This is a genomic window from Sporosarcina sp. ACRSL, assembly GCF_022346605.1.
In the GTDB taxonomy this organism is placed as follows: Bacteria; Bacillota; Bacilli; order Bacillales_A; family Planococcaceae; genus Sporosarcina.
Genome location: NZ_JAKRNT010000006.1, coordinates 214,786 through 237,058, shown reverse-complemented (window position 1 = coordinate 237,058; position 22,273 = coordinate 214,786). Strand labels below are relative to the sequence as shown.

The window sequence follows — 22,273 nt, the reverse complement described above, 5'->3', positions numbered from 1 at the left end:
ATTGCTGTGGGAATTGAAATAGGCGGAATGATTAATTTGCCGAGTATTCGATCCATTGAAACAAATAGTAGTTTCACTCCGTCTAACTCATAAAGATACAAGGAGACGATGGATTTGAAGAAATTAAGTATAATGATGAGCATTCTTTTCTTGGCTGCCTGTTCAGTGGAAACTATTACGGATGAAAGAGCAAAATCTGTCGTGGAAGTTTCTGGTAAAGAAGTACTACGGCAACCTGAAGGGGCAGAAGAACAGGAGTATATCAAAATCTCAAAAGAAGATGCCCCGAAACTTTGGAATGATGCTGATGTTCAACTATGGAAGTATGTGACTGACTATTCCCTTTCTGAAGCAATGGGTTATAAGCAAGAAATTACAAATTGGAGAAAATTTGAGGATGAATTTGATAAATCTCTATCCTCACCTAATCAAACTTGGGAAAATCCAGGAAAGCTTCTATTAGCATTCATGACTGATGTAGAAGTTAGCAATTTCTTAGGTCAAGGTATTTGGGAGGTCAATTCACGAATCAAATTTTTGGATGAGAATAATGCACTGGGTTATATCATGAGTTATGGTTTTTTTGATGATTCTACTGCTGGAAGTGATATCAAATTAAAGATGAAAAAAGAGAATGGATTTTGGTATATAGAATCTGCTGAAGAACGAGAGCAATGTTCAAGGGGTATCGGTGAAAAAAGTGGGTTTTGTCTATAACTTCCATTAGGGGGGATTTAAGATTAAAAGACAATTCATGGCGCTTGTAACGTTACTTGTACTTTTTGTTTCAGGGTGTGGCTCATCCCATCAGACTAACAGCAGTGATTTGGAGGATTACGAAGTTGAAAAGACAATAGACGAGAATGTTCAAGGCGACTTTGTTTTCCGACTTGTTAGCGAAAAGAATGAGTATGGAAATGGGGAGGATGTGAAACTATTCGGCGAAATAACATATGCAGGAGATAAAGATGAAGTTACTATTTATCATTCCTCCTCGGCTATTCTTTTTACTTTGGTAGAAAAGACAAGAATTTACAATATTGAATTTGCCGTTAATGACATAGGGTTATCAACAGTCCTCAAACAGGGGGTACCTTACCGAGAAGAATACGTGAAAACTGGTGGATATTCAGGAGATGCCCCCAGTGATTATGTAAGATTTATTAAGAATTTCTTGAGCAATGATGGCTTTCCCACTGGATATTATGTTGTTAATGGCGAGACAGACTTCTTCTTGGAAGATCGAGAGAGAGTAAGTATTAAAGCAACAATAGACTTTAAAGTTGTCGATTAGGTTGCAAAAATCGGCCATTAATTTCAAGATCATTTTCAAGGTGAAAGCACCCCTTTTGGATTGAATACCAAACTACATGAAGAAAGTTGTTTTTTTATGCGAAATGGTGATAAACCTCGCCTAAGTGGTGAAAACGGTCACTTGAGTGGTGATAAGCATAATCTGAGTGGTGATAAATTGTACTTAACCGGTGATATCCAATTTTCTGATTGGAAAATTGGTAATTTTAATAAAAGAGGGAAGTATTTATATTGCTGATTTACTATTGTGTTTATTTCCTTTCCACCCGAATCTGTTGATTCATACCTTTATTAAGTATTGAATACCTGTATAAAAAGAACACCAAGAATTGTAGCGAACGCCGTCACGAAGAACGGCGTTTGCGAGCAAAAGCGCAGCGTTGCGAGCAATGTTTTTTGCGAGCAAAAGCGCAGCGTTGCGAGCAATGTTTTTTGCGAGCAAAAGCGCAGCGTTGCGAGCAATGTTTTTTGCGAGCAAAAGCGCAGCGTTGCGAGCAATGTTTTTTGCGAGCACAAGCGCAGCGTTGCGAGCAATTTTTTTTGCGAGCACAAGCGCAGCGTTGCGAGCAATTTTTTTGCGAGCACAAGCGCAGCGTTGCGAGCAATTTTTTTTGCGAGCACAAGCGTAGCGTTGCGAGCAATTTTTTTTGCGAGCAATGTTTTTTGCGACCCTAAGGGAGCAGGAAGAGGCTGCCTCACCGCTCGCCCGCGGAACGCGTCCGCCTGTAGCGAAAATCTGGTTTTGATTTCAATTATTTTAAATTCATAATATTTGAAATAACTTGTCCGGTTCCTTACAATACAAGTGAAAGGAGTGAGGGCAATACTCACAGCGTTTTCAGATGAAGGACGACTGATCATTTTATCCTCGGAACTGGAAAGGCATGAACTGCGGATGTGGCGGCAGACGCGCAAGTTTTATTGCCCGCAGTGCAAAGGGCCGGTCCAGTTGAAAGTCGGCGACATTGTCGTTCCGCATTTTGCACATCGAAAAGATACTGCTTGCAACACCTCTTTTTCCGAGGGGGAATCGCAGCAGCACTTGAACGGCAAGCGTTTATTGTATCAGTTCCTTTCGGCGGGTAAACAAGAAGTCGAATTGGAGCCGTTATTGAACAACATTTCACAACGTCCAGATCTGCTCGTAAAAACCGAAGAAATGAATTATCCGATCGAATTCCAATGCAGTACAATCCCCATTTCCTTGCTTGAACAACGGACGGATGGATATCGCCGCGCCGGTTTGGAACCGATTTGGATTCTGCAAACACCTGCAAAATTCACGAACCACTCTGAAGGTGTCGGCATCTTTCAGTTTTCAAAGTTCCAGGAGTGGTTCATCGTCAATAAACCCCATGAAGGCAACGTTCTCCTCACTTTTAATCCCCACAATGAAACATTTCACTATTTCAGCAGTCTATTACATGTAGCCGGACAACGATATATCGGAATGCACCGCATTCTTCCTCTCAAATTTCAAATATTCCCATTCGCCCGCCCGAAGGCACCTACCGAACAGGAAGTAAAACAGTACAGCGAACTTTACATGACAGCTCGGCAAAAAGAGCTGGAGAACCGTGTTTTATTGAATAGGAAAGGCATTAAAGACCCATTCTTAAGAAGCTGTTATGAAATGAAGATGCTCCCGACTCAACTTCCGAAATGGATTGGCATACCTGTTCCGGAAAACGAATCTTTTCGGGAGGCGGACGTGGAATGGCAGTTCCGCTTTGTCCATTTTCTGAAGCGGAATGAAATCCCTTTTTCAGACGTCTCCCCTTATTCCATTGAGCGATTTGTCCATGGATTTAGCGGAATTTCTGTTAAGAAAATAGCCGCTTGTGAGCATTATATTGAGATTCTAAGCCATTTTGGAATTTCATCCACATCTCAAAAAACAGACTTCCAAGAAAATCTGATTTTGCAATTAATTTCAGAAAGATTCCTTGCAAATGAAGTACGGAATTGAGAGAATAAAAATGATTCGATTTACGAAGAAAGATGACGGGGAGGATTTTAAATGGCTGAAACGAAAAACAAAGTGTTGACGCGCGATCAAGTGAAAGTTGAAGAAACTTGGCGTCTTGAGGATATTTTCCCGACAGACGAAGCATGGGAGCAGGAATACAAGGAAATTGAAGAGCTCTCAGGGAAGGCAGAATCATTTAAAGGTACGCTGAATCAAGGTGCCGATGAATTGTTTGAAGCGCTTTCTTATCGTGACACGATCTATCAACGAATGGGGAAATTGTATACGTATGCCCATTTGAAAGGGGATCAGGATACGACAAACAGCTTCTATCAAGCGATGGAGAGCCGTGCGAAAACGTTATATGTCAAAATATCGACAGCGCTTTCATACTTTGCACCTGAGTTGATGTCCATTCCAGAAGATGAATTGAGTAGCCTTGCGGAAAACAACGATAATTTGAAGGTGTACAAGCATGAGTTCGAGGAAATGAATGCATACCGCGCGCATATCCTTCCGGCTGAACAGGAAGCGATCCTCGCGCAGATGGGTGAGGTGACGGGCAGCTCGTCCGAAACGTTTAGTAAGTTGAACAACGCCGATTTGACATTCCCGATGGTGAAAGACGAGGACGGAGAAGAGGCAGAGCTATCCCACGGACGTTACATTCGCTTCCTTGAAAGCAAAGACGTAAAAGTGCGTGAAGATGCATTCAAGGCGATGTACAGCAAATACGATGAATTCAAAAACACATTCGCTTCCACATTGAGCGGAAATGTTAAAAAGAATAATGTGAATGCACGCATCCGGAAATATTCATCTGCACGGGAAGCGGCATTGTCGAACAACCATATACCGGAACAAGTATATGACAACCTAGTGAATACGATAAATAAAAACCTCGGATTGCACCACCGCTATGTCGCATTGCGCAAAAAGGTTCTTGGTTTGGACGAGCTCCATATGTGGGACATGTTTGCACCGATGGTAAAAGACGTCGAGATGAAAATTCCATACGAGGAAGCGACAAAAACGATGCTCGAAAGCTTCCATCCGCTTGGCGAAGAATATACATCAATCGTCAAAGAAGGACTTGAAAACCGCTGGGTGGACGTCCGTGAAAATAAAGGGAAACGTTCCGGTGCATATTCATCAGGGTCATATGGTACAAATCCGTATATCCTCATGAACTGGCAAGATAACGTAAATAACATGTTCACATTGGCACATGAATTCGGCCATAGCGTACACAGCTACTACTCAAGGAAAAATCAGCCGTACAACTATAGCGGGTACTCCATTTTTGTTGCTGAAGTCGCTTCTACTGTGAATGAAGCCATTTTGAACGATCATTTATTGAAAACAATCGACGATAAGCAAAAACGTATTTATTTACTGAACCACTGGTTGGAAGGTTTCCGTGGAACCGTCTTCCGCCAGACAATGTTCGCAGAGTTCGAGCATTTAATTTATCAGCTGGACCAACAAGGCGTCGCATTGACTGCTGACAAATTATCGGAAGAATACTTCGCGTTGAACAAGAAATACTTCGGAGACGCTGTTGAAGACGATAAGGAAATCGCTCTAGAATGGGCGCGCATTCCACATTTCTATTACAACTATTATGTGTATCAATATGCGACAGGCTTTAGTGCTGCAGTTGCACTTAGCCATCAGATCTTAACGGAAGGGCAACCTGCCGTCGATCGTTACATCAATCACTTCCTGAAAGCCGGATCATCCGATTATCCGATTGAAGTTTTGAAAAAAGCTGGCGTCGATATGACGAGCACGGAACCAATTGAAGAAGCGTGCCGCGTGTTCGAGGAACGATTGAATGAACTGGAAGAATTGCTTAGCTAAAAAGCAGCAAACAGAACCTGACTTAGTGTGTTAAAACACCTAAGTCAGGTGTTTTTCTGTTCGGATGCCCGTTGTTATATCTATATAGTAAAAAGTTAAGCGCTTACATTCAGAATTTTTAATGTACACCTTTTTAGTATGATTTATCTAAGTCGCTAGGTAATAGGTTTGTTTCACATTTTATTTGTGACAAAGATGTGAAACTTCATGTGAAATGTTGATGTTACTATTATTTTATGATAAATTAAGGATGTGAAATAAATCACATACCAAACATACACCCCTTTTGTTTGAACGTGAACATTTCTCCCATTCCCTTTGTAAAAGAGCATCCCTCTCCCCCAAGAGTGGATGCTCTTTTCGTTTATTGCAAACTAGATAACTGAACTTTGATATTTTTTATGCTTCCTCAAGTATCCTTGTATGTAATAATTTCTTCTTAAATGGCTGCGGTTGCTTGGAGTGCAAGCGCGAGACTCCTGCGAAAGCGTTGCGAGCACCTATTTGCACTGCCGTCACGTAGAACGGCTTTTGCGAGTAAAAGCGTAGCGTTACGAGCACAGCGTGGCAGATGCCTTAATTTCTGCAAAGTTCGCAGAAATACGGCAAATCGAACCCTTCGCTGTTCGATTGGCAACGCCCGCGGAAAGCGAGTGCTGAAACGGAAAGCAATAGCCTAAGTTATAGGTTGATTGTATAAATTAAAAAAGCAGCTTGCATGGGATTCGACGACCATGCAAGCTGCTTTTTAATGTAATCGGCGTTTGCGCCATAATGTCATATTTGATAACGGGAGTCTTTCAATTTTCTGTAGAAGTAGCAGCTTTTTCAACTCACGCTCGGCTGCTTTTTCCGGAATATTGTAAATATCAGCGATTTCCTTCGTAGAAAGGGAATCAAAAAGTTGGAACAACTCATCCAAAGTCGGTGGGGCATCCGGTGTAATTTCATACCCAACCATTTCCTCTAAAATTTGTTCGTAAATCTCATACGAATGCAGTCCGTTCACCTTTAACCCCTCGTCCTCAATGTTTTCATTGAAGAAAACGAAAGAAGGTGCGTCTTCCACTTCCATTTCATTCGCTAAATGCAAATCGACTTGCAACGAGCGCACGACATGGTGGGAGGAGAAATCAAGGACGAATTCATCTACATCCAAGCAGATGCTTTCCGCGATTTCAACAAGGACTGAATAGGAAAGGACATTCCTCTTTTTCAAATACGCATATTCAAAAAGCTTGGAAAGGAACCGGAAACCTGCGCGCTTCCCTTGGAACTCTGCGGCTTTCAATGCGATGCTCGGAAATGCCGGGTGGTTTTTATCGCATGCCTCTGCATCGTTTGAATTCACAAAGCATCCTAAATTTGTTTTCGTCAATGAAGTGCGAAGAACGATTTTCATCGTGAAATACCGTTCGTATTCGACTTGCAATCTGCGTAGTAATGGCTGAAGTGCCCAGCTGTTCGTACATAACGGGTCGACGAATACATAAATTTCAATCGGCTTTGACAAGGGAGCTGAAGTCGTCACGTTGTTATCCAACAGAATTTCCCCGTTCACCAGTCATCACCGTCTCTTCTGTTTACCATATGATTCGCAGTTAGCACGAGTCGCTGGTAATACACTTCCCGAAGAGGTCCTTCAAGGCCCACATCATCCATCGCTTCCGCCATGCAGGCGAGCCACGCTTTTGCCCGTGTAGGTGTTATAGGAAAAGGCATATGACGCGCTTTCATCATCGGATGGCCGTGCTCTTCCGTGAATAAATTCGGTCCGCCTAAATATTGTGTTTGAAATTGTTTCTGCTTTCGTGCTGTTTCCGTCAGGTCTTCAGGGAAAATCGGATATAAGTCCGGGTGGACAGCCACTTTTTCATAAAAACGATCAATGAGCTCCGACAATTTTTCAGCACCGATTTCCTCGTAAGGGATCAAAGGTTTTCGAGTCATGTATGTCAATCTCCTTTGTTCTGACTGTATGGACATTTTATCAACCAAACAATTCTTTCACAACCAAATTGCTTTCAAAGGACCTTGAAAGTTGTCAAACTTCAAAACGATTATAGTAGTTTAGCACTTTCGAAACATATTGTTCTGTTTCTTTAAAAGGCGGAATACCGCCATATTTTCTAACATTTCCGGGACCTGCGTTATAAGCTGCCAACGCCATTTCGACATTTCCGAACTGGTCGAGCATTTGCCGCAAATATTTTGCGCCGCCCATAATATTTTGCTCAGGGTCGAATCCATCCGTCACGCCTAGTAGTTTAGCAGTGCCAGGCATGAGCTGCATCAAGCCCATTGCTCCCGCACGACTGACGGCGGTGCTGTTGAAATTGGATTCTTGTTTAATAACAGAGGCTATTAAGTTTTCAGGTAACCCGTAGTTTTTCGCGGCACGGGAAATGAAATCGCTGTAGTCCTTTTCATCTGATGGGACGGATGGACTATGACGAATTGCTTGGGAAGCGAGAACTGCCGATTCAAGGCCATCCGGTACATACACGCCATTCGGTCCAGCATATCGGAGGCTTTCCATCGTTTGCAGTCCGCCTAACATGCCAAATGACTGAAGTGGATATGTCTCTGTACGCGTAGCGCTCAAGCCGTTTAAAACATCATCCATCATTACACTGAAAAGGGAGGAAGTTGAATCCTGCCTATTTGCGAAAGTTTGCACCGATCCAAGTGTCTGCATCGCCTGTATATCAAGTAGTGTCCGTATTGCGCGTGCATCCATTTTGTTACTTCCTTTCTTTGGGACTCTCATCAGACCCTTATGATTCAAGTATATCAATTCCAACATAAAAACGCATGCTACAGACTGCAACGGAGGCTTTCATATGATAGACTGAACGTATGAATATTGAAAGGAAGAAGACCAATGCGAATTCAGAACCAAGTAATAGAGGGACAAGAGAAAGACAACGAAATTTTGTTCATATTAGGAGCGGAAGATGCGCGTCCTAATGGAACTCCTGCAAAGAAAATGATAACCGATTCCGATGAACTATCTTTCGTCTATTTAATGGACATTGAAGAAGGTTACGCATACATACATTTCCCGAAAGTGATATGGCCGTATATGCAGAAGGCATTGCAAACTGGCAACGATCCGTCGCTTTTATGGAACGATGAAACAATTCCGTTGCCAGGTTTTGTAGAGGAGCTGACAATGCTCGTCTATAATATTGAAGGAAACGATAATTATGGAGAGGCTTTCACGACTGCGGTGGAGCAGGAATTCGAGGCCTTCCTCCAAAACATTAACGAATAAGTTTGGAGGGCTACTCATGAAAGAGTGGAAGCAATTTCTGGAGCCGTATAAACAGGCCGTTGCCGAATTGAAGGTGAAATTGAAAGGACTTCGTGCGCAATATGAAATAGAAGGTGTCCATATGCCTGTGGAATTTGTCACAGGACGGGTGAAACCGCTCGCTAGCATTTATGATAAGACGCTTGAAAAAGGTATCCCATTTAAACCGTCTGCCGAGTTGGCAGAGGAATTGCCGGATATTGCAGGAGTGCGTATCATGTGCCAATTCGTCGATGATATCGGCAAGGTTGTCGATACATTGCGGAATCGCACAGATATGAAAGTGATCGAGGAACGGGATTATATTTCCCATAAGAAGCCGAGTGGATACCGGTCATTCCATGTGATTATCGAGTATCCGGTACAGACCATTCATGGAGAAAAGACGATTCTCGCAGAAATTCAGATCCGTACGTTGGCAATGAATTTCTGGGCTTCCATCGAACACTCCTTGAATTACAAATATCAAAGCGAATTGCCGGACGAAATTAGACATCGATTGGAACGGGCCGCCGAAGCCGCTTTTAGGTTAGATGAAGAAATGTCATTGATCCGAGATGAAATCCATGATGCCCAGAAGTATTTCACCGCTTTCAAGGAGACCGCCGATCGGGACTATGGCAAAAATGAAACGGAAAAGGGGAGTTGATGATGAAATTCGCGATCCAGTCGAGAGGTGATTCGTTATCGAATCAGTTAATGGACGAAGCGAAAGACTATTTGATGGACTTCGGACTTGTCTTTGACGAAGATGAACCCGACATCGTTTTATCGGTAGGGGGAGACGGTACGTTACTGCAAGCATTCCATAAATATATCCATCGCTTGAAGGATACCGCCTTCATCGGCATCCACACGGGACATCTAGGTTTTTATGCTGACTGGAAGCCTGCAGAGCTCGAAAAGCTTGTCCTGTCAATTGCCCGAATGGAATATACCGTTATCGAATACCCTCTTCTTGAAGTGACGATCAACTATCGTGATTCTAAACAGTCAGCGAAATATCTTGCGCTCAATGAATCGACGGTCAAATCCCCAGAAGTGACGTTAGTCATGGACGTGGAATTGAATGGTGTGCATTTCGAAAGATTCCGCGGGGACGGACTATGCATGTCTACGCCATCCGGCTCTACCGCTTATAATAAAGCTCTCGGTGGCGCGATTATTCATCCGTCGTTGCATGCGATTCAGTTGACCGAAATGGCTTCCATCAATAATCGTGTGTTCCGGACGGTCGGTTCCCCGCTTGTCCTTCCGGCACATCATAGCTGTGTGCTGACACCGGTCAAAGGGCCCGACTTCATGGTGACAATCGATCATTTGCAGCTTCTGCATAAAGATGTGAAGTCGATAGAATATAAGGTGGCAGATGAAAAGGTACGTTTCGGCAGATTCCGTCCGTTCCCGTTCTGGACGCGTGTCCACGATTCGTTCATAGCCAATGACAAGTGACACAATGATGAATACGAATCGATTCACTCTTGCATTCACTGTCGAGCAAGATCGGGTTCTTCTGAGAGAATTCCTACACGGCCACGGAATCTCTAAACGAACATTGACAGCGGTAAAATTTGATGGAGGAAGGCTGCTCGTGAACGGAGAGGAACGGACTGTGCGGCATATATTGACGAGAGGGGATGCCGTCATTGTCGAATTTCCGCTGGAGGTGCCAAGTGTTGGTCTTGTCCCTCAAACAGGCAATTTGGCAATTGCCTACGAGGACGACTCGATCTTGATCATCGACAAGCCAGCCGGTCAAGGAACGATACCATCGCGCGACCATCCGGACGGAACGGTCGCCAATTTTGTCGCCGGGAAGTTTCAAAACGAGCAAGTCCCTGCGACGGTACACGTCGTTACAAGGCTAGATACTGATACTTCAGGCCTCGTTTGTATAGCAAAAAATCGTCATATTCATCATCTGCTCAGTGAACAGATGCAATCGATCGGGTTTGATCGCCGTTATATCGCAATCGTGGAAGGATATGTAGAAGTAGAAAAAGACATCTTCACGATCGAACAACCAATTGGTCGGAAGGACGGTAGCATCATCGAAAGGACGGTCAGGAAGGATGGACAGTATGCAAGAACCGATGTTCAAGTGCTCGACCGGTTTGAGCTGAATGGGGAGCCATATACGTCTGTATCGTTGACGCTGCACACAGGACGGACGCATCAAATCCGTGTCCATATGCAATGGCTTGGACACCCACTCGTCGGTGATGACTTATATGGCGGCAGTCTACGACTCATCGGAAGACAGGCGTTGCATTGTGCATCAATCGGCTTTCGTCATCCGTTGACGAATGAGCACGTGACGTTTACGAGTCGCTTGCCTCTTGACATGGAAGGGTTGATTCATCACAAAGGTTAGTCAAAATGAGTGAATTTCTCCGGAATGTGAGGCTGCATTGAAGGAACGGAGACGATTTCCATTTCAGGATAACGGACTGCGGTCAGTTTGCCACCGAACACGCATCCCGTATCGACATTAACTGTTCGGTTGACGAACCTCGCTTCGGTAACCGGGGTATGTCCATAGACAATCCAAGCGTCTCCGCGATATTTCTTCGCCCAATCCCTTCTGACGGGACGGCCATCGGGAAGTGTTTCGCCGGTCGTATCTCCGTAAAGGACAAATGACTGTATTTTTTTTGAAAATGGTTCTCCTATCATCTGTTCACGGATTCCGGCATGTGCGATAATCAGTTTTCCGTCGTCCAGATTTTCGTATAAAGGTAAAGCTTCGTAGAATTGTCGATATCGATCCAAAAAGCGTAATTTATCTTTCGGTGAAAAGGCGTTCACTTCCGCCATTGTCGTCTCAAGACCGTTTTTTTGTTGAACATTTCTCCCTTTCGAGAGCCGATATAGTTTGTTGCAATGGTTGCCAGGGGAATAGATGAGTCTATCATTGTCTTGTAGCTTGAACATGAATTCAAGTGTTTTCACCGATGCAGGACCCCTGTCCATCGCATCGCCAACAAATGCGAGCTGCCTCTCGTCTTTATGAAACGGCAACCCGGATGTGAATGAATACCCAAGCTTCTCAATAAGTGACATCAATTCGTCGTAGCATCCATGAATATCACCAATAATATCCAGTTTCATATCGATTCTCCTTTTAGCGATTGTTTTATTATTATACCTTTAGGAATGAATTCATGTATGTCGGAGTGGAAAGGAAGGTGCAGCCATGTCTGTAAATGATGAAATTCGCGATGAAATTATTATCGACGAAGAAAAACTGATAAATTCATTAGAACAACAAGATATTAAAACGTTCCGTGATGAGTATTTAATGCTTCACCCGTACGATCGAGCTGTTTTTTATGAGAAAGTGAGCGAAGATCATCGTAAAACGATGTATTTTTTCCTTTCCCCACAAGAGTTGGCGGAAATATTCGAGACAAGTGAAATAGAAGAACATGAATATAGACAGTTCCTTCAGGAGATGGACACGACTTATGCCGCGGACATGATCTCCCACATGTTCGTCGATAATGCGGTAGATGTCCTGAAAGAACTCGATAAGGCGCAAATCGCTAGTTATTTGACGTTAATGAATAAAGAGGCGGCTGCACAGATCAAATCCCTCTTACATTACGAAGAGTACACAGCTGGTTCGATTATGACGACTGAATACGTTTCGATTCCGCAATATTCCACAGTACGCTCTGCAATGACGATTTTACGAAATGAAGCCCCATCAGCAGAGACGATTTATTATGTTTTCGTCGTCGATGAGGATAATCGTTTGACGGGCGTCGTTTCGCTCCGGGATTTGATCATTACGGATGAAGACACATTGATCAAATCGATTATGAACGAGCGTGTCGTCAGTGTGCTCGTCTCGGATGACCAAGAAGATGTTGCACGGACGACCCAGGACTATAATTTGCTCGCAGTGCCGGTCGTCGATTTCCAACAGCATATGTTAGGAATTATTACAGTCGATGATATTATCGACGTTCTTGATGAAGAAGCATCTGATGACTATTCAAAACTTGCTGCCGTATCGAATATGGACTCCTTTGACAAAACGTCGTTTTCAGCAGCGAAGAAAAGGATTCCATGGCTCATCATCCTATTAGTGCTCGGCATGTTAACGGCAAATTTGATTGATTTATTCACCGAAACAATATCGCGAGTCGCTTTGCTCGCAGCTTTCATACCGTTAATTGCGGGAACCGCCGGAAATAGCGGAACACAAGCGCTGGCGGTTGCAGTCCGCGGAATTGCGACTCGGGATGTCGAGGACGAAAGCAAATTTAGGCTGCTGTTGCGAGAAGCGGGTACCGGCTTAATAACCGGGCTCATTTGCGCGATTTTTGTGGTCGGTCTTATTTTCATTTGGAAGCAAGAATTCATCATTGCCTTGCTCGTCGGCGCAGCCATTCTCGTTTCCATATTTGTTGCAACGATTTCAGGTTCGTTTATTCCGCTGTTCATGCACCGGATGAATATCGATCCGGCTGTCGCATCCGGTCCTTTTATCACGACGCTGAACGACGTCATTAGCATCATCATCTATCTTGGATTGGCGACAATGTTCATCGGTAATCTCTGAACGACTCATTGTATTGGAATGTGCAAAAGAACTTCATTCCCGATAGGCGCATATACTACGGAAAAAAGGGGGAATCAACATTTCCTACAATGAACCGTTACTATTTGTGCAGGGGCCTCCCATCTTTGTGAAAGTGGTCACCTTTGAGGAAGAAAGCACGTCTGTCTTCGTCCCGAAAGAAGAATTAGTACGGGAGAAAATCGACGTTACGCCATCCGTCCAAGCTGTAAGCCACGTTGTCAACCCCGCCATTTTGGAAAAGATAAGCTATTTGAGCGCGCCATTCCAAAAGCAAGTATATAAGCCTCTTCAATTCGTCATTGAAGGCGAATCTGTGAAAGGGACCATTCAAAAAGTGGAGAACGACATCGTCTGGATTGAAGCTGGTGACTTGATTACTGAAGTTGAAATTTCGAAGATAGAAGATGTCTTATGGCGCGGGCAGCCATTTGATACTAAAAGTTAAAACAGGGCGAACCGGTTGACGGTTCGTCCTCTCAGCCTGTTGACAAACGCTCGCATCCGTTGTTGCTCGTGTCGCTTGTCCGCTCATGAACTTTAGTTCTATTCGCGTCTTCGCTCCACTTCGCGCCTAGGCTGACAAGCGTTTTCAATCAGGCTGAGGAAATCCCTTTATATCATGTTTTTCCTATAAACTCTGTCAGGGCGAACCGGTTGACGGTTCGTCCTGTTTTATATGTAGTTGAGAAATGGCCATATTAAAACGAAAAACTGCCCGACCGGTTACCGATCGGGCAGAGTAGCATCACAGGTTTTGCGGTCAATCTTCGTCACAATCGATGAAAACGTCCTTCACGCATTGGATTCCACAGAAGCATTTCAAGTCAACTGTTACGCAAGAGCCTGTCGCTCGGAAGTTTTCGACTTGGCAAACTGCGTCAAGATCCAATTTGCCTCCTTTGAACAAATCGACTCTTCGGCCTCTACGATCAAGCGGCTCAAGAACTTGGAGTGTTGCACAGCAGTTGTCGAAAACGTTTTGAACCCTGAAGAAAATCGAGAAACATGTTACACTTTCTCTACGGTCTTTCTCGGAGGCTGTTCTGTTTTCATCCTCTTCGAACTCTCTTCTTCTTATTCTTCTGAACATTGCTTTGAATGGATTACCTTTTTCGTCCAATAGCATGAAGACACGCGTATTGGCCCGTTGTCGCGAAGGGCTTACAAGGCTACCGAGCGGAGTCAGGAAACAGTCAGTTCTGCAGTCGTCGCAATCGATATCTTCGCGGATTTCCTGTACACGTTTAATAGCGCGGACGACCTCGCAAATGCAATTATCCTGGCGCCGCTCATCCCTGACATCTTCATTTCTTCCACATCCCATTCATTCCACCTCCTTTTCTCAACTCCCTATAAGTTATGCGGATGAATGCATAGGGCTAGGGCAAACATCATGTTATGAATAAAAAACAACTGCGCATGCCATACTGTTAAAAAAAGGGGATGGTAGATATTCGTCAATTACTAATACTGATTTGTGTGCTCCTTCTACTGTCCGGTTGTATTCCAAATGAATACAAATTCGAGAATCGAACAGGGGAAGACGCAACCAAGGCAGAAGAGCTACTAAAGGGAGATGATCGCCTTAAAGGCGCAGCTGCCCTCTTTTATGAAGACCATTTGCTCGTAGGGATCCGTGTCAAAACCTTTTCTAGATTCAATAAGAGGGATATTGCCAAAGAAGTTGAAAAGAAGTTGAAGAAGGCATACCCAGAACTCACTGTCTTTGTATCTGCTGACAGCAAGATTTTAACGGAAACGAATAAACTAATTTTGAAAAATGATGAAAAGGGATTGAAGAAAAAAATCGATCATTTGATAAAACTAGCGAAGGAAGAGACATAATGGACAAAAAAAAATATGCAAAGCTGGAGAAAGGAATCACCCCTAAGCCAAACTTGCTTAAAAATTGCCTGAAAGCATTCCTTGTAGGCGGTACCATTTGTCTGATCGCCCAGTTCATCGCTCTCTTCTATATGACCTTCTTCGATTTCACTGAGCGAACGGCAAATAATCCGACAGTGGCGACGATGATCTTTATCGCCATGCTGCTCACTGGATTTGGCGCTTATAAAAAGATTGGACAAGTTGGCGGTGCAGGCGCAGCAGTTCCCATAACCGGATTTGGCAACGCTGTCGTATCGGCGGCGATTGAACATAGATCAGAGGGCTATGTTCTAGGAGTTGGAGGTAATATATTTAAATTGGCGGGTTCCGTCATCGTGTATGGCGTGTTTTCAGCCTTCCTCGTAGCACTCGTCAAAACAATATTGGTGAAAGTGGGAGTCGTTTCATGGTAATGAAAGGCCTGTTGACATTCCCTTCGACCCCTTCTATCGTAGCTACGGGCGTAACCGCAGGGCCGCTTGAAAAGAAAAGTCCTTTTCACGCTGGTTTCGATAAAATGTATGAGGACGAACGCTGCGGTAAGGATACAAATGAGCAAGGTCATTCAAAAATGATGGAAGATGCGTGCATGATTGCGTTGAGTAAGGTCGATAAAATACCGGCGGATGCCGATTTTTTATTGACTGGAGATCTTGTCAATCAAATGACGCCTTCCAATTTTTTTGCGACAACTGTTGGTATTCCGTATATCGGTATGTTTTCCGCTTGCGCAACGTCGGTCTCTTCTTTGCTTCTAGCAGCACTTTTGACGGAAGCGGGAATGTCGAAGCTCGCAATTGCGGGTGCTTCAAGCCAGCATAACGCCATTGAAAGGCAGTTCCGGTATCCGATTGAATATGGTGCACAAAAAGGCGACACAGCACAATGGACTGTAACCGCTGCTGGTGCAGCTGCAGTAACACCATTCCAAGCAGGAGTTCCTTCTATTGAAAGGGGAACAATCGGCAAAGCGATCGATATGGGAATGACAGATCCATTACATATGGGAGCTGCCATGGCACCCGCTGCTGCTGATACGTTGAAAAGGCATTTGGAAGGTCATGGAACCTCTCCAAGCGACTATGATTTAATTATGACGGGAGATCTGGCCAAAGTCGGCTTTTCCATTTTTCAAGAGCTCGTTAAAAACCAAGGTATTAGCAATATGGAAAATTTCAGTGATGCAGGGATGGAGTTTTACGGAAACAATCCTGATTTCATGTCAGGTGCAAGCGGCGCTGGATGCTCAGCAGCCGTCTATTTTTCGGAAGTTTATAAGAAAATGATGGACAAGGAATATAAAAAAGTCCTCCTTATTGCGACGGGGGCATTGCTTTCCCCATTGTCGTACCAGCAGGGAGAAACGATCCCGTGCATCGCGCACGCGGTCGAACTAACAATGAAATGAGTGGTCCGATTGTTTTCAATTTACATTACCGCTTTCATAGTCGGCGGGCTAATTTGTGTCATTGGCCAGCTGATGTTTGATGTCGCTAAGCTTACACCTGCACATACGCTCTGCATCCTTGTCGTAGCAGGCTCCGTGTTGGATGGATTTGGTCTTTATGAACCATTGATCGATTTTGCAGGAACAGGTGCAACGATTCCGATCACGTCTTTCGGCAATGCATTGACACACGGTGCGTTGGCGGAAGCTGAAAAACATGGACTTATCGGCGTTCTAACCGGTATGTTTGAAGTAACAAGCTCGGGAATTAGCGCTGCCATCCTATTCGGCTTCATTGCATCATTTATTTTTAAACCGAAGGGTACCGTTTAAATTATAGGGTCAAACGCCCCCTTCTTCTCTCCGCTATCTGCATAGGATAGACGGAAGGGAAGGAGGGATTTTTTATGTTCGGTGGAGGCTATCCTTATGGCGGATATGGTGGATACTGCGGATACGGCGGATACGGAAAAGGATACTATGGCGGTTCCACTTTCGTATTGATTGTTGTTCTCTTCATCTTGCTGATCATTGTTGGAAGTAGCTTTGTTGTCTAAGGAGGAGGGAAGACAGTATGAATGATTCGTTTTTCAAAAAAATTGAATCGAAAACGGGCGTTCCGATGGAAGAAGTATTCGCATTGGCCAACGCAATCCAATATGCAGATTTTAGTGACGAGCGACAAGTGCGTAAAATCGTTAGAAAAGTAGGGCGTCTCGCAAATAAAGAAGTCCCGCAGCATATGGAAGATGAGCTTGTAAAATCAATCATCAACAACGGCAGATCTGTAAACTTCAACGACATACAGCGCATGATGGGTTAATTTTAGCCTATCCTCAAATACCATTAGTCCCATTCAAAGCAATCCATTTACCCTATCTCATTCTCATAAAAACTAGTAGAAACCTATTATTTTCCGGGAATGGCTCATATAAATGTTTCATAAGTTATGACAAGGGATAAAGGTAAATGATGAATGAGTGGAAAGGGGTGCGGGAAATGGGTTATATTTTACCGGTACAGCCGATGCAAGGCGATATTTACGCGTATCGCATGAATGCAGTACGTAGCAACTTTGCATTTATCGATCGGGTGGAAAAAGTGAAAATGGATCCGGATCTTAATGATAAATTCGAGGATGCGCTCAGTAAAGAACAAGAGCAAATCACGGACGATGAGAAACCGATTCTATCCAACTCTCGTCCTCCGTACAAAGGATTCATCTATCCGAATCCTGCCAACTTGTCGCCGACGATTGCACATGTTGTCGGTAAAGGACTCGCGGTGAATGAATACGTTTAAAAATGAAAGAACACAAAGAGCAGATCTGCAACCGTCATCGGTTTAGCAGATCTGCTCTTTTTTAGCTTCATGAAATAATTACCTTTTCCATCTCACGGTGCGGAATATCCGCATCCATGAACTCGGGCGATGTAACGATATACCCGAGCTTTTCATAAAATGGAATCGCATATGCTTGCGCATTCAAAACGATTTTTGTCATTCCAACAGATTTTGCATGTTTTTCAAGTTCATGCATGATCAAATTGCCGAGATGCTTCCCGCGCAATTCCTTTACAACACATACGCGCTCCACTTTACCGATCCCTTTATCAATTTCCCGGATGCGGCCTGCTCCGATTGGCTTTTGCCCATCGTAAACGATGAAATGGGCAGCAGTCTTATCGAATTCATCTATTTCCAGGCTCATGGGTACCCCTTGCTCATCCACAAAAACTTTTTTCCGCACTTCGAACGCATCTTCCCGTTCACGATCAGAACGGGCAATCTTTACTTCAATCAATCTTCAGTTGTCCTCATCGAGCCGGAAAGTTTCATATACTGTCCAAGACCCGTTCTCAAGTTGATAGAGCAAATGGATGCGATCAATTGTTTCAGTATGGTCTACACCGAACATTTTAATTTGACCGATGATATCGTCATGTTCACCGGAAGTTAGTTTTTGGGCGATCGTAATATGCGGGACAAAAGAATATTCCGGTGTTTCACCGAAAAAGTTTTCGTTCAGGTCTTTATGGAGTTCAAGGATTTCATCATTAGGTGTCACTTTAAAGAAAATCGTATTCGTGATTGGTGCAAACGTGCTTACTTTTTCAACTTTCAATTCGAAAGGGTTGTGCTTACGTGCAACTTCCCGAATGGCATCCGCAACTTGCTCGATTTCCTTATCATCTGCCTCAAACACATCTTTGATCGTCATGTGAGGTGTGATGAGCGCATAATGTGGATCATACCGTTTCCTGTAGCCATTAGCTAAGTCTTGAAGTTTCTTTGAAGGGAAAGCTACAATTCCATACTTCATGATAAAAGACCTCCTCGTGAAATGTTTGCATACATCTTGTAAACAATTATAGCAGAATGATTTACTCTTTGTACTATTTGGTATTAATCGTCCTCAAAGGATTTCTGAATGGCCCTTCGAACATCTTGTTGCCAATACTTCCATGTATGGTTCCCCTTGAATTCTTCATAGAAGTACGAAAACCCTTTTCTTTTGATCAACTTGTTTAATTCCCTGTTCGGTGTAAGGAAATCCTGAGTGCCATCCTGAGTCGTTTTAACTTCCGTTTCTTCTTCGCCAATGACGTGGTAAATGGAAAAAGAGGACGGATCTTTTACAGCCTCCACTTTCTCTAACACATAATCATCGACATATGGGGAATGGAGGATTACCTTGCCGAAGCAATTCGGATATTTAAGTGCAGTTAGCAATGAAATTGTCGCTGCCAGCGAATCACCGATTAATCCTCTGCCGGCGCCAACTTGGTACGTAGGATAATTCTCATCGATGTAAGGGACAAGCTCATGCGCAAGAAAACGGATATAGTCTTCATGGCGGTCACCTTCCGGATGATACATCCGTCTACGTTCCGTAACGCTTTTATATGGTATGCCAACAACAATCATATTATTTATGTCACCATCGTGAACTAATTCGTCCACGACACGACCAATCCGCCCGTATTGAAAATAATCCTTGCCATCGGAAGCGATCAGTACTGAATACTTGTAAAGTGGCGAATACTGATGGGGTAGATGGATGAGAAGTTGCATCTCCTCATCGAGTGCCTTGCTATAAAAAGTAATCTCTTCAATTTTTCCGTATTCCATTCCGTTGGTCCTCCCTGTTGTATCATGTAAGAAGATTGTAACATAAGCGCATGAGCGGGTATAATGCTTGAATAGCCTGTTTCATGCTACTGGAAACAATCGAAAAATTTAAATAAACATCCTGTCGGTTGCTGACATATTATACGTGACGGGCGAAGGATAGAAAGAGGAGGTAATCAGAAATGTTCACTGGAAAAAATATTGTCCATTCTGATGTTGTAACGAAAGCAACGAAAGAGGCATTATTACGAAGAGGCGTCACGTTGGAAGACGTCGCAAAAATCGTTTACGAAATGCAAGCCCCTTATAACGAAGCACTCGACCTCGCCGAATGTGTTGATTCAGTGGAAAGAGTGTTGCGGAAGAGGGAACTCCAGCATGCTATACTCGTCGGAATCGAGTTAGATGAGCTTGCAGAACAAGGGAAATTATCCGCTCCGCTGCAACAGATTGTTACATCGGACGAAGGGCTGTTTGGCGTAGATGAAACAATCGCCTTAGGGGCCGTTTTCACATACGGTTCCATAGCGGTCACAACATTCGGCCATCTCGATAAAAATAAAATCGGAATTATCAACGAGCTCGATACAAAAAAAGGCAGAGGTGTTCATACGTTCCTCGATGATCTCGTCGCAAGCATTGCATCGTGTGCTGCATCACGTCTTGCCCATAGAAAAAGGGATTTGGATGAAGCGGGGATCACCTATTTGGATGTAAAGAAGAAAGAGTTTGAATAACAATACAGCAGAGAGAGGAAGTATTCATTCTCTCTTTTTGTTTTTGTAATCGCTTGCAAATTACGGAAGATTTACAACAATCATTGGCATTTGAATAACTTTTTATGTTAAAATAGTCTGTAAGATTAATTAAGTTTTTATTACAAGACTTATAGGTGGATTGAACTCGTACATATTTGCTATTCACCTATTGGACTCCATTTTATGCAATTATTATAGAGTTTCAATTAGTTCGAATGGATGAGTATTCGAACAAATATAAAATAAATTGGTAGACATTTAGAGTTTCTGTGGATATAATGACATGCATACATAAGTTTCAGAAATAGAGCAACTCTCAATATAATCAGATTATGAGAGTCTATCAAGAAGCGGAAAGGGGTACGACATGATTTCATTTGAGAATGTAAATAAATATTATGGAGATTTCCATGTTCTTAAAGATATTAATCTTACAATTCAAACGGGCGAAGTAGTTGTCATCATCGGGCCATCTGGATCGGGGAAGAGTACATTGCTTAGATGTATAAATAAGCTTGAGACGATTACTGATGGGACATTGATGATTAATGACATTAAACTCAATGACAAGAAAACGGATATTAACAAAGTGAGACGGAATATTGGAATGGTATTTCAACATTTCAATTTATACCCTCACAAAACAGTTCTTGAAAATATTACGCTCGCGCCAATTAACGTCCTTGGAGTATCGAAGGAAGAGGCGAAAAAGACGGCGGAATATTATTTGGATAAGGTCGGAATTCCTGACAAGGCATCTTCCTATCCTTCGCAGTTATCAGGCGGACAGCAACAACGTGTTGCAATTGCTAGGGGACTGGCAATGAAGCCTGAAATCATGCTTTTTGACGAGCCTACATCTGCTCTCGATCCTGAAATGGTCGGCGAAGTTTTGGACGTTATGAAAGCGCTTGCCAAGGAAGGCATGACGATGGTAGTCGTTACACACGAAATGGGATTCGCAAAAGAAGTGGGAGATCGTATCGTCTTTATCGACCAAGGCAAAATCTTAGAAGAAGCTACACCGGCTGAATTCTTTGCAGAACCTAAAGAGGAACGGGCAAAGGTCTTTCTCAGCCGTATATTAAATCATTAAAAAACAAAAGGGGAGAGTTAAGTATGTTTAAAACAAAAAGGTTTCTATTACTAACAGTAATGGCGCTCATGTCAGTCATGATATTGGCAGCATGTGGATCCGGATCGGATAATAAAAATGCTAGTAGTGGTGAAAAAGGCGGGGACAATGTACTTGAAAGAATTAAAGAGCGTGACAAAATCGTTTTTGGTGTTAAATATGACACGAGCTTATTCGGATTGAAAAATCCAACGACTGGAGAAGTTGAAGGGTTTGATATCGACGTTGCAAAGGCATTAGCGAAAGAAATCCTTGGTGATGAAACAAAAATCGAATTCAAGGAAGTTACATCGAAGACAAGAATTCCACTATTGAACAAAGGCGATATCGATGCGATTATTGCAACGATGACTGTAACGGAAGAGCGTAAAAAGGAAGTTGATTTCACCGATATTTATTTCAATGCGGGTCAATCCCTTCTTGTGAAAAAAGGTAGCCCGGTTCAAGGCCTTGATGATCTGAATAAAGACACAACTGTACTTGCTGTTAAAGGATCAACGTCTACTGACAATATTCGCTCTCTAGCACCGGATGCACCTGTACTAGAGTTTGAAAACTATGCGGAAGCATTTACAGCGCTTAAAGCTGGAAAAGGTGAAGCGTTAACGACTGATGACTCCATCCTAGCAGGTATGGCTGCTTCAGATAGCAATTATGAATTAGTCGGTGAGAAATTCACAGAAGAGCCTTATGGAATCGCTGTTAAAAAAGGCGAAAAAGAACTGTTGGATGCACTTAACAACGGGTTGGAAACACTTAAATCGAGCGGAGAGTTCGATGAAATTTATAACAGCTGGTTTGAAGGAATTTTGAAATAATAACGTGCTTCTACATTGACAATGTAGAAGTTTACCGAATAAT

The 22,273-nt window shown here is 43.2% G+C and carries 29 protein-coding genes; 20 read left to right on the top strand and 9 right to left on the bottom strand.

The window, feature by feature from the left end:
- Positions 1-114 precede the first annotated feature (114 nt).
- Positions 115-717 carry a hypothetical protein gene (locus MHZ92_RS10950; protein ID WP_239431730.1) on the top strand — a complete coding sequence of 201 codons (603 nt, stop codon included), beginning with the start codon at positions 115-117 and terminating at the stop codon, positions 715-717.
- 37 nt (positions 718-754) lie between these two features.
- Positions 755-1,294 (top strand): hypothetical protein, encoded by a 540-nt coding sequence (locus MHZ92_RS10945; RefSeq protein ID WP_239431729.1) that lies wholly within the window; start codon positions 755-757, stop codon positions 1,292-1,294.
- A 311-nt stretch (positions 1,295-1,605) separates the two neighbouring features.
- On the opposite strand, the gene MHZ92_RS10940 is transcribed toward MHZ92_RS10945, so the two are convergent.
- Positions 1,606-2,145 (bottom strand): hypothetical protein, encoded by a 540-nt coding sequence (locus tag MHZ92_RS10940; RefSeq protein ID WP_239431728.1) that lies wholly within the window; start codon positions 2,143-2,145, stop codon positions 1,606-1,608.
- On the opposite strand from MHZ92_RS10940, the gene MHZ92_RS10935 reads away from it, so the two are divergent.
- Positions 2,129-3,283 (top strand): competence protein CoiA, encoded by a 1,155-nt coding sequence (locus MHZ92_RS10935; protein ID WP_239431727.1) that lies wholly within the window; start codon positions 2,129-2,131, stop codon positions 3,281-3,283. The genes MHZ92_RS10940 and MHZ92_RS10935 overlap by 17 nt on opposite strands.
- A gap of 51 nt (positions 3,284-3,334) precedes the next feature.
- Positions 3,335-5,146 (top strand): oligoendopeptidase F, encoded by a 1,812-nt coding sequence (gene pepF, locus MHZ92_RS10930; RefSeq protein ID WP_239431726.1) that lies wholly within the window; start codon positions 3,335-3,337, stop codon positions 5,144-5,146.
- Between the two features lie 748 nt (positions 5,147-5,894).
- Here pepF and MHZ92_RS10925 read toward each other — a convergent pair.
- From MHZ92_RS10925 to MHZ92_RS10915, 3 genes are all read right to left on the bottom strand, one after another.
- Positions 5,895-6,689 carry a DsbA family protein gene (locus tag MHZ92_RS10925; protein WP_239431725.1) on the bottom strand — a complete coding sequence of 265 codons (795 nt, stop codon included), beginning with the start codon at positions 6,687-6,689 and terminating at the stop codon, positions 5,895-5,897.
- A gap of 14 nt (positions 6,690-6,703) precedes the next feature.
- Entirely contained in the window at positions 6,704-7,096 is a 393-nt protein-coding gene (locus MHZ92_RS10920; protein WP_239431724.1) for a globin domain-containing protein, read from the bottom strand.
- 94 nt (positions 7,097-7,190) lie between these two features.
- Complete coding sequence (locus tag MHZ92_RS10915) at positions 7,191-7,886, bottom strand: lytic transglycosylase domain-containing protein (protein ID WP_239431723.1); 696 nt, start codon at positions 7,884-7,886, stop codon at positions 7,191-7,193.
- Positions 7,887-8,030: 144 nt separating this feature from the next.
- Here MHZ92_RS10915 and MHZ92_RS10910 point away from each other — a divergent pair, with 144 nt between their 5' ends.
- From MHZ92_RS10910 to MHZ92_RS10895, 4 genes are read left to right on the top strand one after another with little or no spacing between them, the layout of a single operon-like run.
- Entirely contained in the window at positions 8,031-8,423 is a 393-nt protein-coding gene (locus MHZ92_RS10910; RefSeq protein ID WP_239431722.1) for a hypothetical protein, read from the top strand.
- A gap of 16 nt (positions 8,424-8,439) precedes the next feature.
- Complete coding sequence (locus MHZ92_RS10905; RefSeq protein WP_239431721.1) at positions 8,440-9,111, top strand: GTP pyrophosphokinase; 672 nt, start codon at positions 8,440-8,442, stop codon at positions 9,109-9,111.
- Positions 9,112-9,113: 2 nt separating this feature from the next.
- Positions 9,114-9,914 (top strand): NAD kinase, encoded by an 801-nt coding sequence (locus MHZ92_RS10900; RefSeq protein ID WP_239431720.1) that lies wholly within the window; start codon positions 9,114-9,116, stop codon positions 9,912-9,914.
- On the top strand, positions 9,904-10,836 hold the full coding sequence (locus MHZ92_RS10895) for an RluA family pseudouridine synthase (protein ID WP_239431719.1): 933 nt from the start codon (positions 9,904-9,906) through the stop codon (positions 10,834-10,836). The genes MHZ92_RS10900 and MHZ92_RS10895 overlap by 11 nt, the downstream gene beginning before the upstream one ends.
- Here the strand turns inward: MHZ92_RS10895 and prpE are convergent.
- Entirely contained in the window at positions 10,833-11,573 is a 741-nt protein-coding gene (gene prpE, locus MHZ92_RS10890; protein ID WP_239431718.1) for a bis(5'-nucleosyl)-tetraphosphatase PrpE, read from the bottom strand. The two genes, MHZ92_RS10895 and prpE, sit on opposite strands and share 4 nt — an antisense overlap.
- 85 nt (positions 11,574-11,658) lie before the next feature.
- On the opposite strand from prpE, the gene mgtE reads away from it, so the two are divergent.
- Positions 11,659-13,032, top strand: coding sequence for a magnesium transporter (mgtE, locus tag MHZ92_RS10885; protein WP_239431717.1), 1,374 nt, complete (start codon positions 11,659-11,661; stop codon positions 13,030-13,032).
- Positions 13,033-13,159: 127 nt separating this feature from the next.
- Positions 13,160-13,498, top strand: a complete 339-nt coding sequence (locus MHZ92_RS10880; protein ID WP_239431716.1) for a hypothetical protein — start codon at positions 13,160-13,162, stop codon at positions 13,496-13,498.
- Positions 13,499-13,813: 315 nt separating this feature from the next.
- On the opposite strand, the gene MHZ92_RS10875 is transcribed toward MHZ92_RS10880, so the two are convergent.
- Entirely contained in the window at positions 13,814-14,377 is a 564-nt protein-coding gene (locus tag MHZ92_RS10875) for a CotY/CotZ family spore coat protein (RefSeq protein WP_239431715.1), read from the bottom strand.
- A 119-nt stretch (positions 14,378-14,496) separates the two neighbouring features.
- On the opposite strand from MHZ92_RS10875, the gene MHZ92_RS10870 reads away from it, so the two are divergent.
- The 7 genes from MHZ92_RS10870 to MHZ92_RS10840 all read left to right on the top strand — a co-directional run bounded on the left by MHZ92_RS10870 (position 14,497) and on the right by MHZ92_RS10840 (position 17,689).
- The gene (locus MHZ92_RS10870) at positions 14,497-14,898 is read left to right on the top strand and encodes a YhcN/YlaJ family sporulation lipoprotein (protein WP_239431714.1); all 402 of its coding nucleotides are present in this window, start codon (positions 14,497-14,499) and stop codon (positions 14,896-14,898) included.
- Positions 14,898-15,353: a stage V sporulation protein AC gene (gene spoVAC / locus MHZ92_RS10865; protein WP_239431713.1), complete on the top strand. Its 456-nt coding sequence runs from the start codon at positions 14,898-14,900 to the stop codon at positions 15,351-15,353. Before MHZ92_RS10870 ends, spoVAC begins: the two co-directional genes overlap by 1 nt.
- A complete protein-coding gene (locus MHZ92_RS10860; protein ID WP_239431712.1) occupies positions 15,347-16,348 on the top strand; it encodes a stage V sporulation protein AD in 1,002 nt (333 codons plus the stop codon). The genes spoVAC and MHZ92_RS10860 overlap by 7 nt, the downstream gene beginning before the upstream one ends.
- 9 nt (positions 16,349-16,357) lie before the next feature.
- On the top strand, positions 16,358-16,720 hold the full coding sequence (gene spoVAE / locus MHZ92_RS10855; RefSeq protein WP_239431711.1) for a stage V sporulation protein AE: 363 nt from the start codon (positions 16,358-16,360) through the stop codon (positions 16,718-16,720).
- A gap of 74 nt (positions 16,721-16,794) precedes the next feature.
- Entirely contained in the window at positions 16,795-16,944 is a 150-nt protein-coding gene (locus MHZ92_RS10850; protein WP_239431710.1) for a YjcZ family sporulation protein, read from the top strand.
- Positions 16,945-16,961: 17 nt separating this feature from the next.
- Positions 16,962-17,210 carry a stage VI sporulation protein F gene (locus tag MHZ92_RS10845; protein ID WP_239431709.1) on the top strand — a complete coding sequence of 83 codons (249 nt, stop codon included), beginning with the start codon at positions 16,962-16,964 and terminating at the stop codon, positions 17,208-17,210.
- A 176-nt stretch (positions 17,211-17,386) separates the two neighbouring features.
- Positions 17,387-17,689: a hypothetical protein gene (locus MHZ92_RS10840; protein ID WP_239431708.1), complete on the top strand. Its 303-nt coding sequence runs from the start codon at positions 17,387-17,389 to the stop codon at positions 17,687-17,689.
- A 67-nt stretch (positions 17,690-17,756) separates the two neighbouring features.
- On the opposite strand, the gene MHZ92_RS10835 is transcribed toward MHZ92_RS10840, so the two are convergent.
- The 3 genes from MHZ92_RS10835 to MHZ92_RS10825 form a co-directional block, all read right to left on the bottom strand.
- Positions 17,757-18,191: a GNAT family N-acetyltransferase gene (locus MHZ92_RS10835; RefSeq protein ID WP_239431707.1), complete on the bottom strand. Its 435-nt coding sequence runs from the start codon at positions 18,189-18,191 to the stop codon at positions 17,757-17,759.
- A gap of 3 nt (positions 18,192-18,194) precedes the next feature.
- The gene (locus tag MHZ92_RS10830) at positions 18,195-18,710 is read right to left on the bottom strand and encodes a YjcG family protein (RefSeq protein ID WP_239431706.1); all 516 of its coding nucleotides are present in this window, start codon (positions 18,708-18,710) and stop codon (positions 18,195-18,197) included.
- A gap of 83 nt (positions 18,711-18,793) precedes the next feature.
- Positions 18,794-19,519, bottom strand: a complete 726-nt coding sequence (locus MHZ92_RS10825) for an alpha/beta hydrolase (RefSeq protein ID WP_239431705.1) — start codon at positions 19,517-19,519, stop codon at positions 18,794-18,796.
- A 182-nt stretch (positions 19,520-19,701) separates the two neighbouring features.
- Between MHZ92_RS10825 and MHZ92_RS10820 the strand changes: the two genes are divergently transcribed.
- From MHZ92_RS10820 to MHZ92_RS10810, 3 genes are all read left to right on the top strand, one after another.
- A complete protein-coding gene (locus MHZ92_RS10820; RefSeq protein ID WP_239431704.1) occupies positions 19,702-20,256 on the top strand; it encodes a phosphatidylglycerophosphatase A family protein in 555 nt (184 codons plus the stop codon).
- Positions 20,257-20,644: 388 nt separating this feature from the next.
- Positions 20,645-21,373 carry an amino acid ABC transporter ATP-binding protein gene (locus MHZ92_RS10815; RefSeq protein WP_239431703.1) on the top strand — a complete coding sequence of 243 codons (729 nt, stop codon included), beginning with the start codon at positions 20,645-20,647 and terminating at the stop codon, positions 21,371-21,373.
- A 23-nt stretch (positions 21,374-21,396) separates the two neighbouring features.
- Complete coding sequence (locus tag MHZ92_RS10810; RefSeq protein WP_239431702.1) at positions 21,397-22,230, top strand: transporter substrate-binding domain-containing protein; 834 nt, start codon at positions 21,397-21,399, stop codon at positions 22,228-22,230.
- Positions 22,231-22,273 lie beyond the last annotated feature (43 nt).

Coding starts and splice junctions, on each gene's coding strand:
- MHZ92_RS10945 (WP_239431729.1), top strand. CDS start 755: ATGGCGCTTGTAACGTTACTTGTACTTTTTGTTTCAGGGTGTGGCTCA.
- pepF (WP_239431726.1), top strand. CDS start 3,335: ATGGCTGAAACGAAAAACAAAGTGTTGACGCGCGATCAAGTGAAAGTT.
- MHZ92_RS10920 (WP_239431724.1), bottom strand. CDS start 7,096: ATGACTCGAAAACCTTTGATCCCTTACGAGGAAATCGGTGCTGAAAAA.
- MHZ92_RS10915 (WP_239431723.1), bottom strand. CDS start 7,886: ATGGATGCACGCGCAATACGGACACTACTTGATATACAGGCGATGCAG.
- MHZ92_RS10910 (WP_239431722.1), top strand. CDS start 8,031: ATGCGAATTCAGAACCAAGTAATAGAGGGACAAGAGAAAGACAACGAA.
- MHZ92_RS10905 (WP_239431721.1), top strand. CDS start 8,440: ATGAAAGAGTGGAAGCAATTTCTGGAGCCGTATAAACAGGCCGTTGCC.
- MHZ92_RS10900 (WP_239431720.1), top strand. CDS start 9,114: ATGAAATTCGCGATCCAGTCGAGAGGTGATTCGTTATCGAATCAGTTA.
- MHZ92_RS10895 (WP_239431719.1), top strand. CDS start 9,904: ATGACAAGTGACACAATGATGAATACGAATCGATTCACTCTTGCATTC.
- prpE (WP_239431718.1), bottom strand. CDS start 11,573: ATGAAACTGGATATTATTGGTGATATTCATGGATGCTACGACGAATTG.
- mgtE (WP_239431717.1), top strand. CDS start 11,659: ATGTCTGTAAATGATGAAATTCGCGATGAAATTATTATCGACGAAGAA.
- MHZ92_RS10875 (WP_239431715.1), bottom strand. CDS start 14,377: ATGGGATGTGGAAGAAATGAAGATGTCAGGGATGAGCGGCGCCAGGAT.
- MHZ92_RS10870 (WP_239431714.1), top strand. CDS start 14,497: ATGGTAGATATTCGTCAATTACTAATACTGATTTGTGTGCTCCTTCTA.
- spoVAC (WP_239431713.1), top strand. CDS start 14,898: ATGGACAAAAAAAAATATGCAAAGCTGGAGAAAGGAATCACCCCTAAG.
- MHZ92_RS10860 (WP_239431712.1), top strand. CDS start 15,347: ATGGTAATGAAAGGCCTGTTGACATTCCCTTCGACCCCTTCTATCGTA.
- MHZ92_RS10850 (WP_239431710.1), top strand. CDS start 16,795: ATGTTCGGTGGAGGCTATCCTTATGGCGGATATGGTGGATACTGCGGA.
- MHZ92_RS10845 (WP_239431709.1), top strand. CDS start 16,962: ATGAATGATTCGTTTTTCAAAAAAATTGAATCGAAAACGGGCGTTCCG.
- MHZ92_RS10840 (WP_239431708.1), top strand. CDS start 17,387: ATGGGTTATATTTTACCGGTACAGCCGATGCAAGGCGATATTTACGCG.
- MHZ92_RS10830 (WP_239431706.1), bottom strand. CDS start 18,710: ATGAAGTATGGAATTGTAGCTTTCCCTTCAAAGAAACTTCAAGACTTA.
- MHZ92_RS10825 (WP_239431705.1), bottom strand. CDS start 19,519: ATGGAATACGGAAAAATTGAAGAGATTACTTTTTATAGCAAGGCACTC.
- MHZ92_RS10820 (WP_239431704.1), top strand. CDS start 19,702: ATGTTCACTGGAAAAAATATTGTCCATTCTGATGTTGTAACGAAAGCA.
- MHZ92_RS10815 (WP_239431703.1), top strand. CDS start 20,645: ATGATTTCATTTGAGAATGTAAATAAATATTATGGAGATTTCCATGTT.
- MHZ92_RS10810 (WP_239431702.1), top strand. CDS start 21,397: ATGTTTAAAACAAAAAGGTTTCTATTACTAACAGTAATGGCGCTCATG.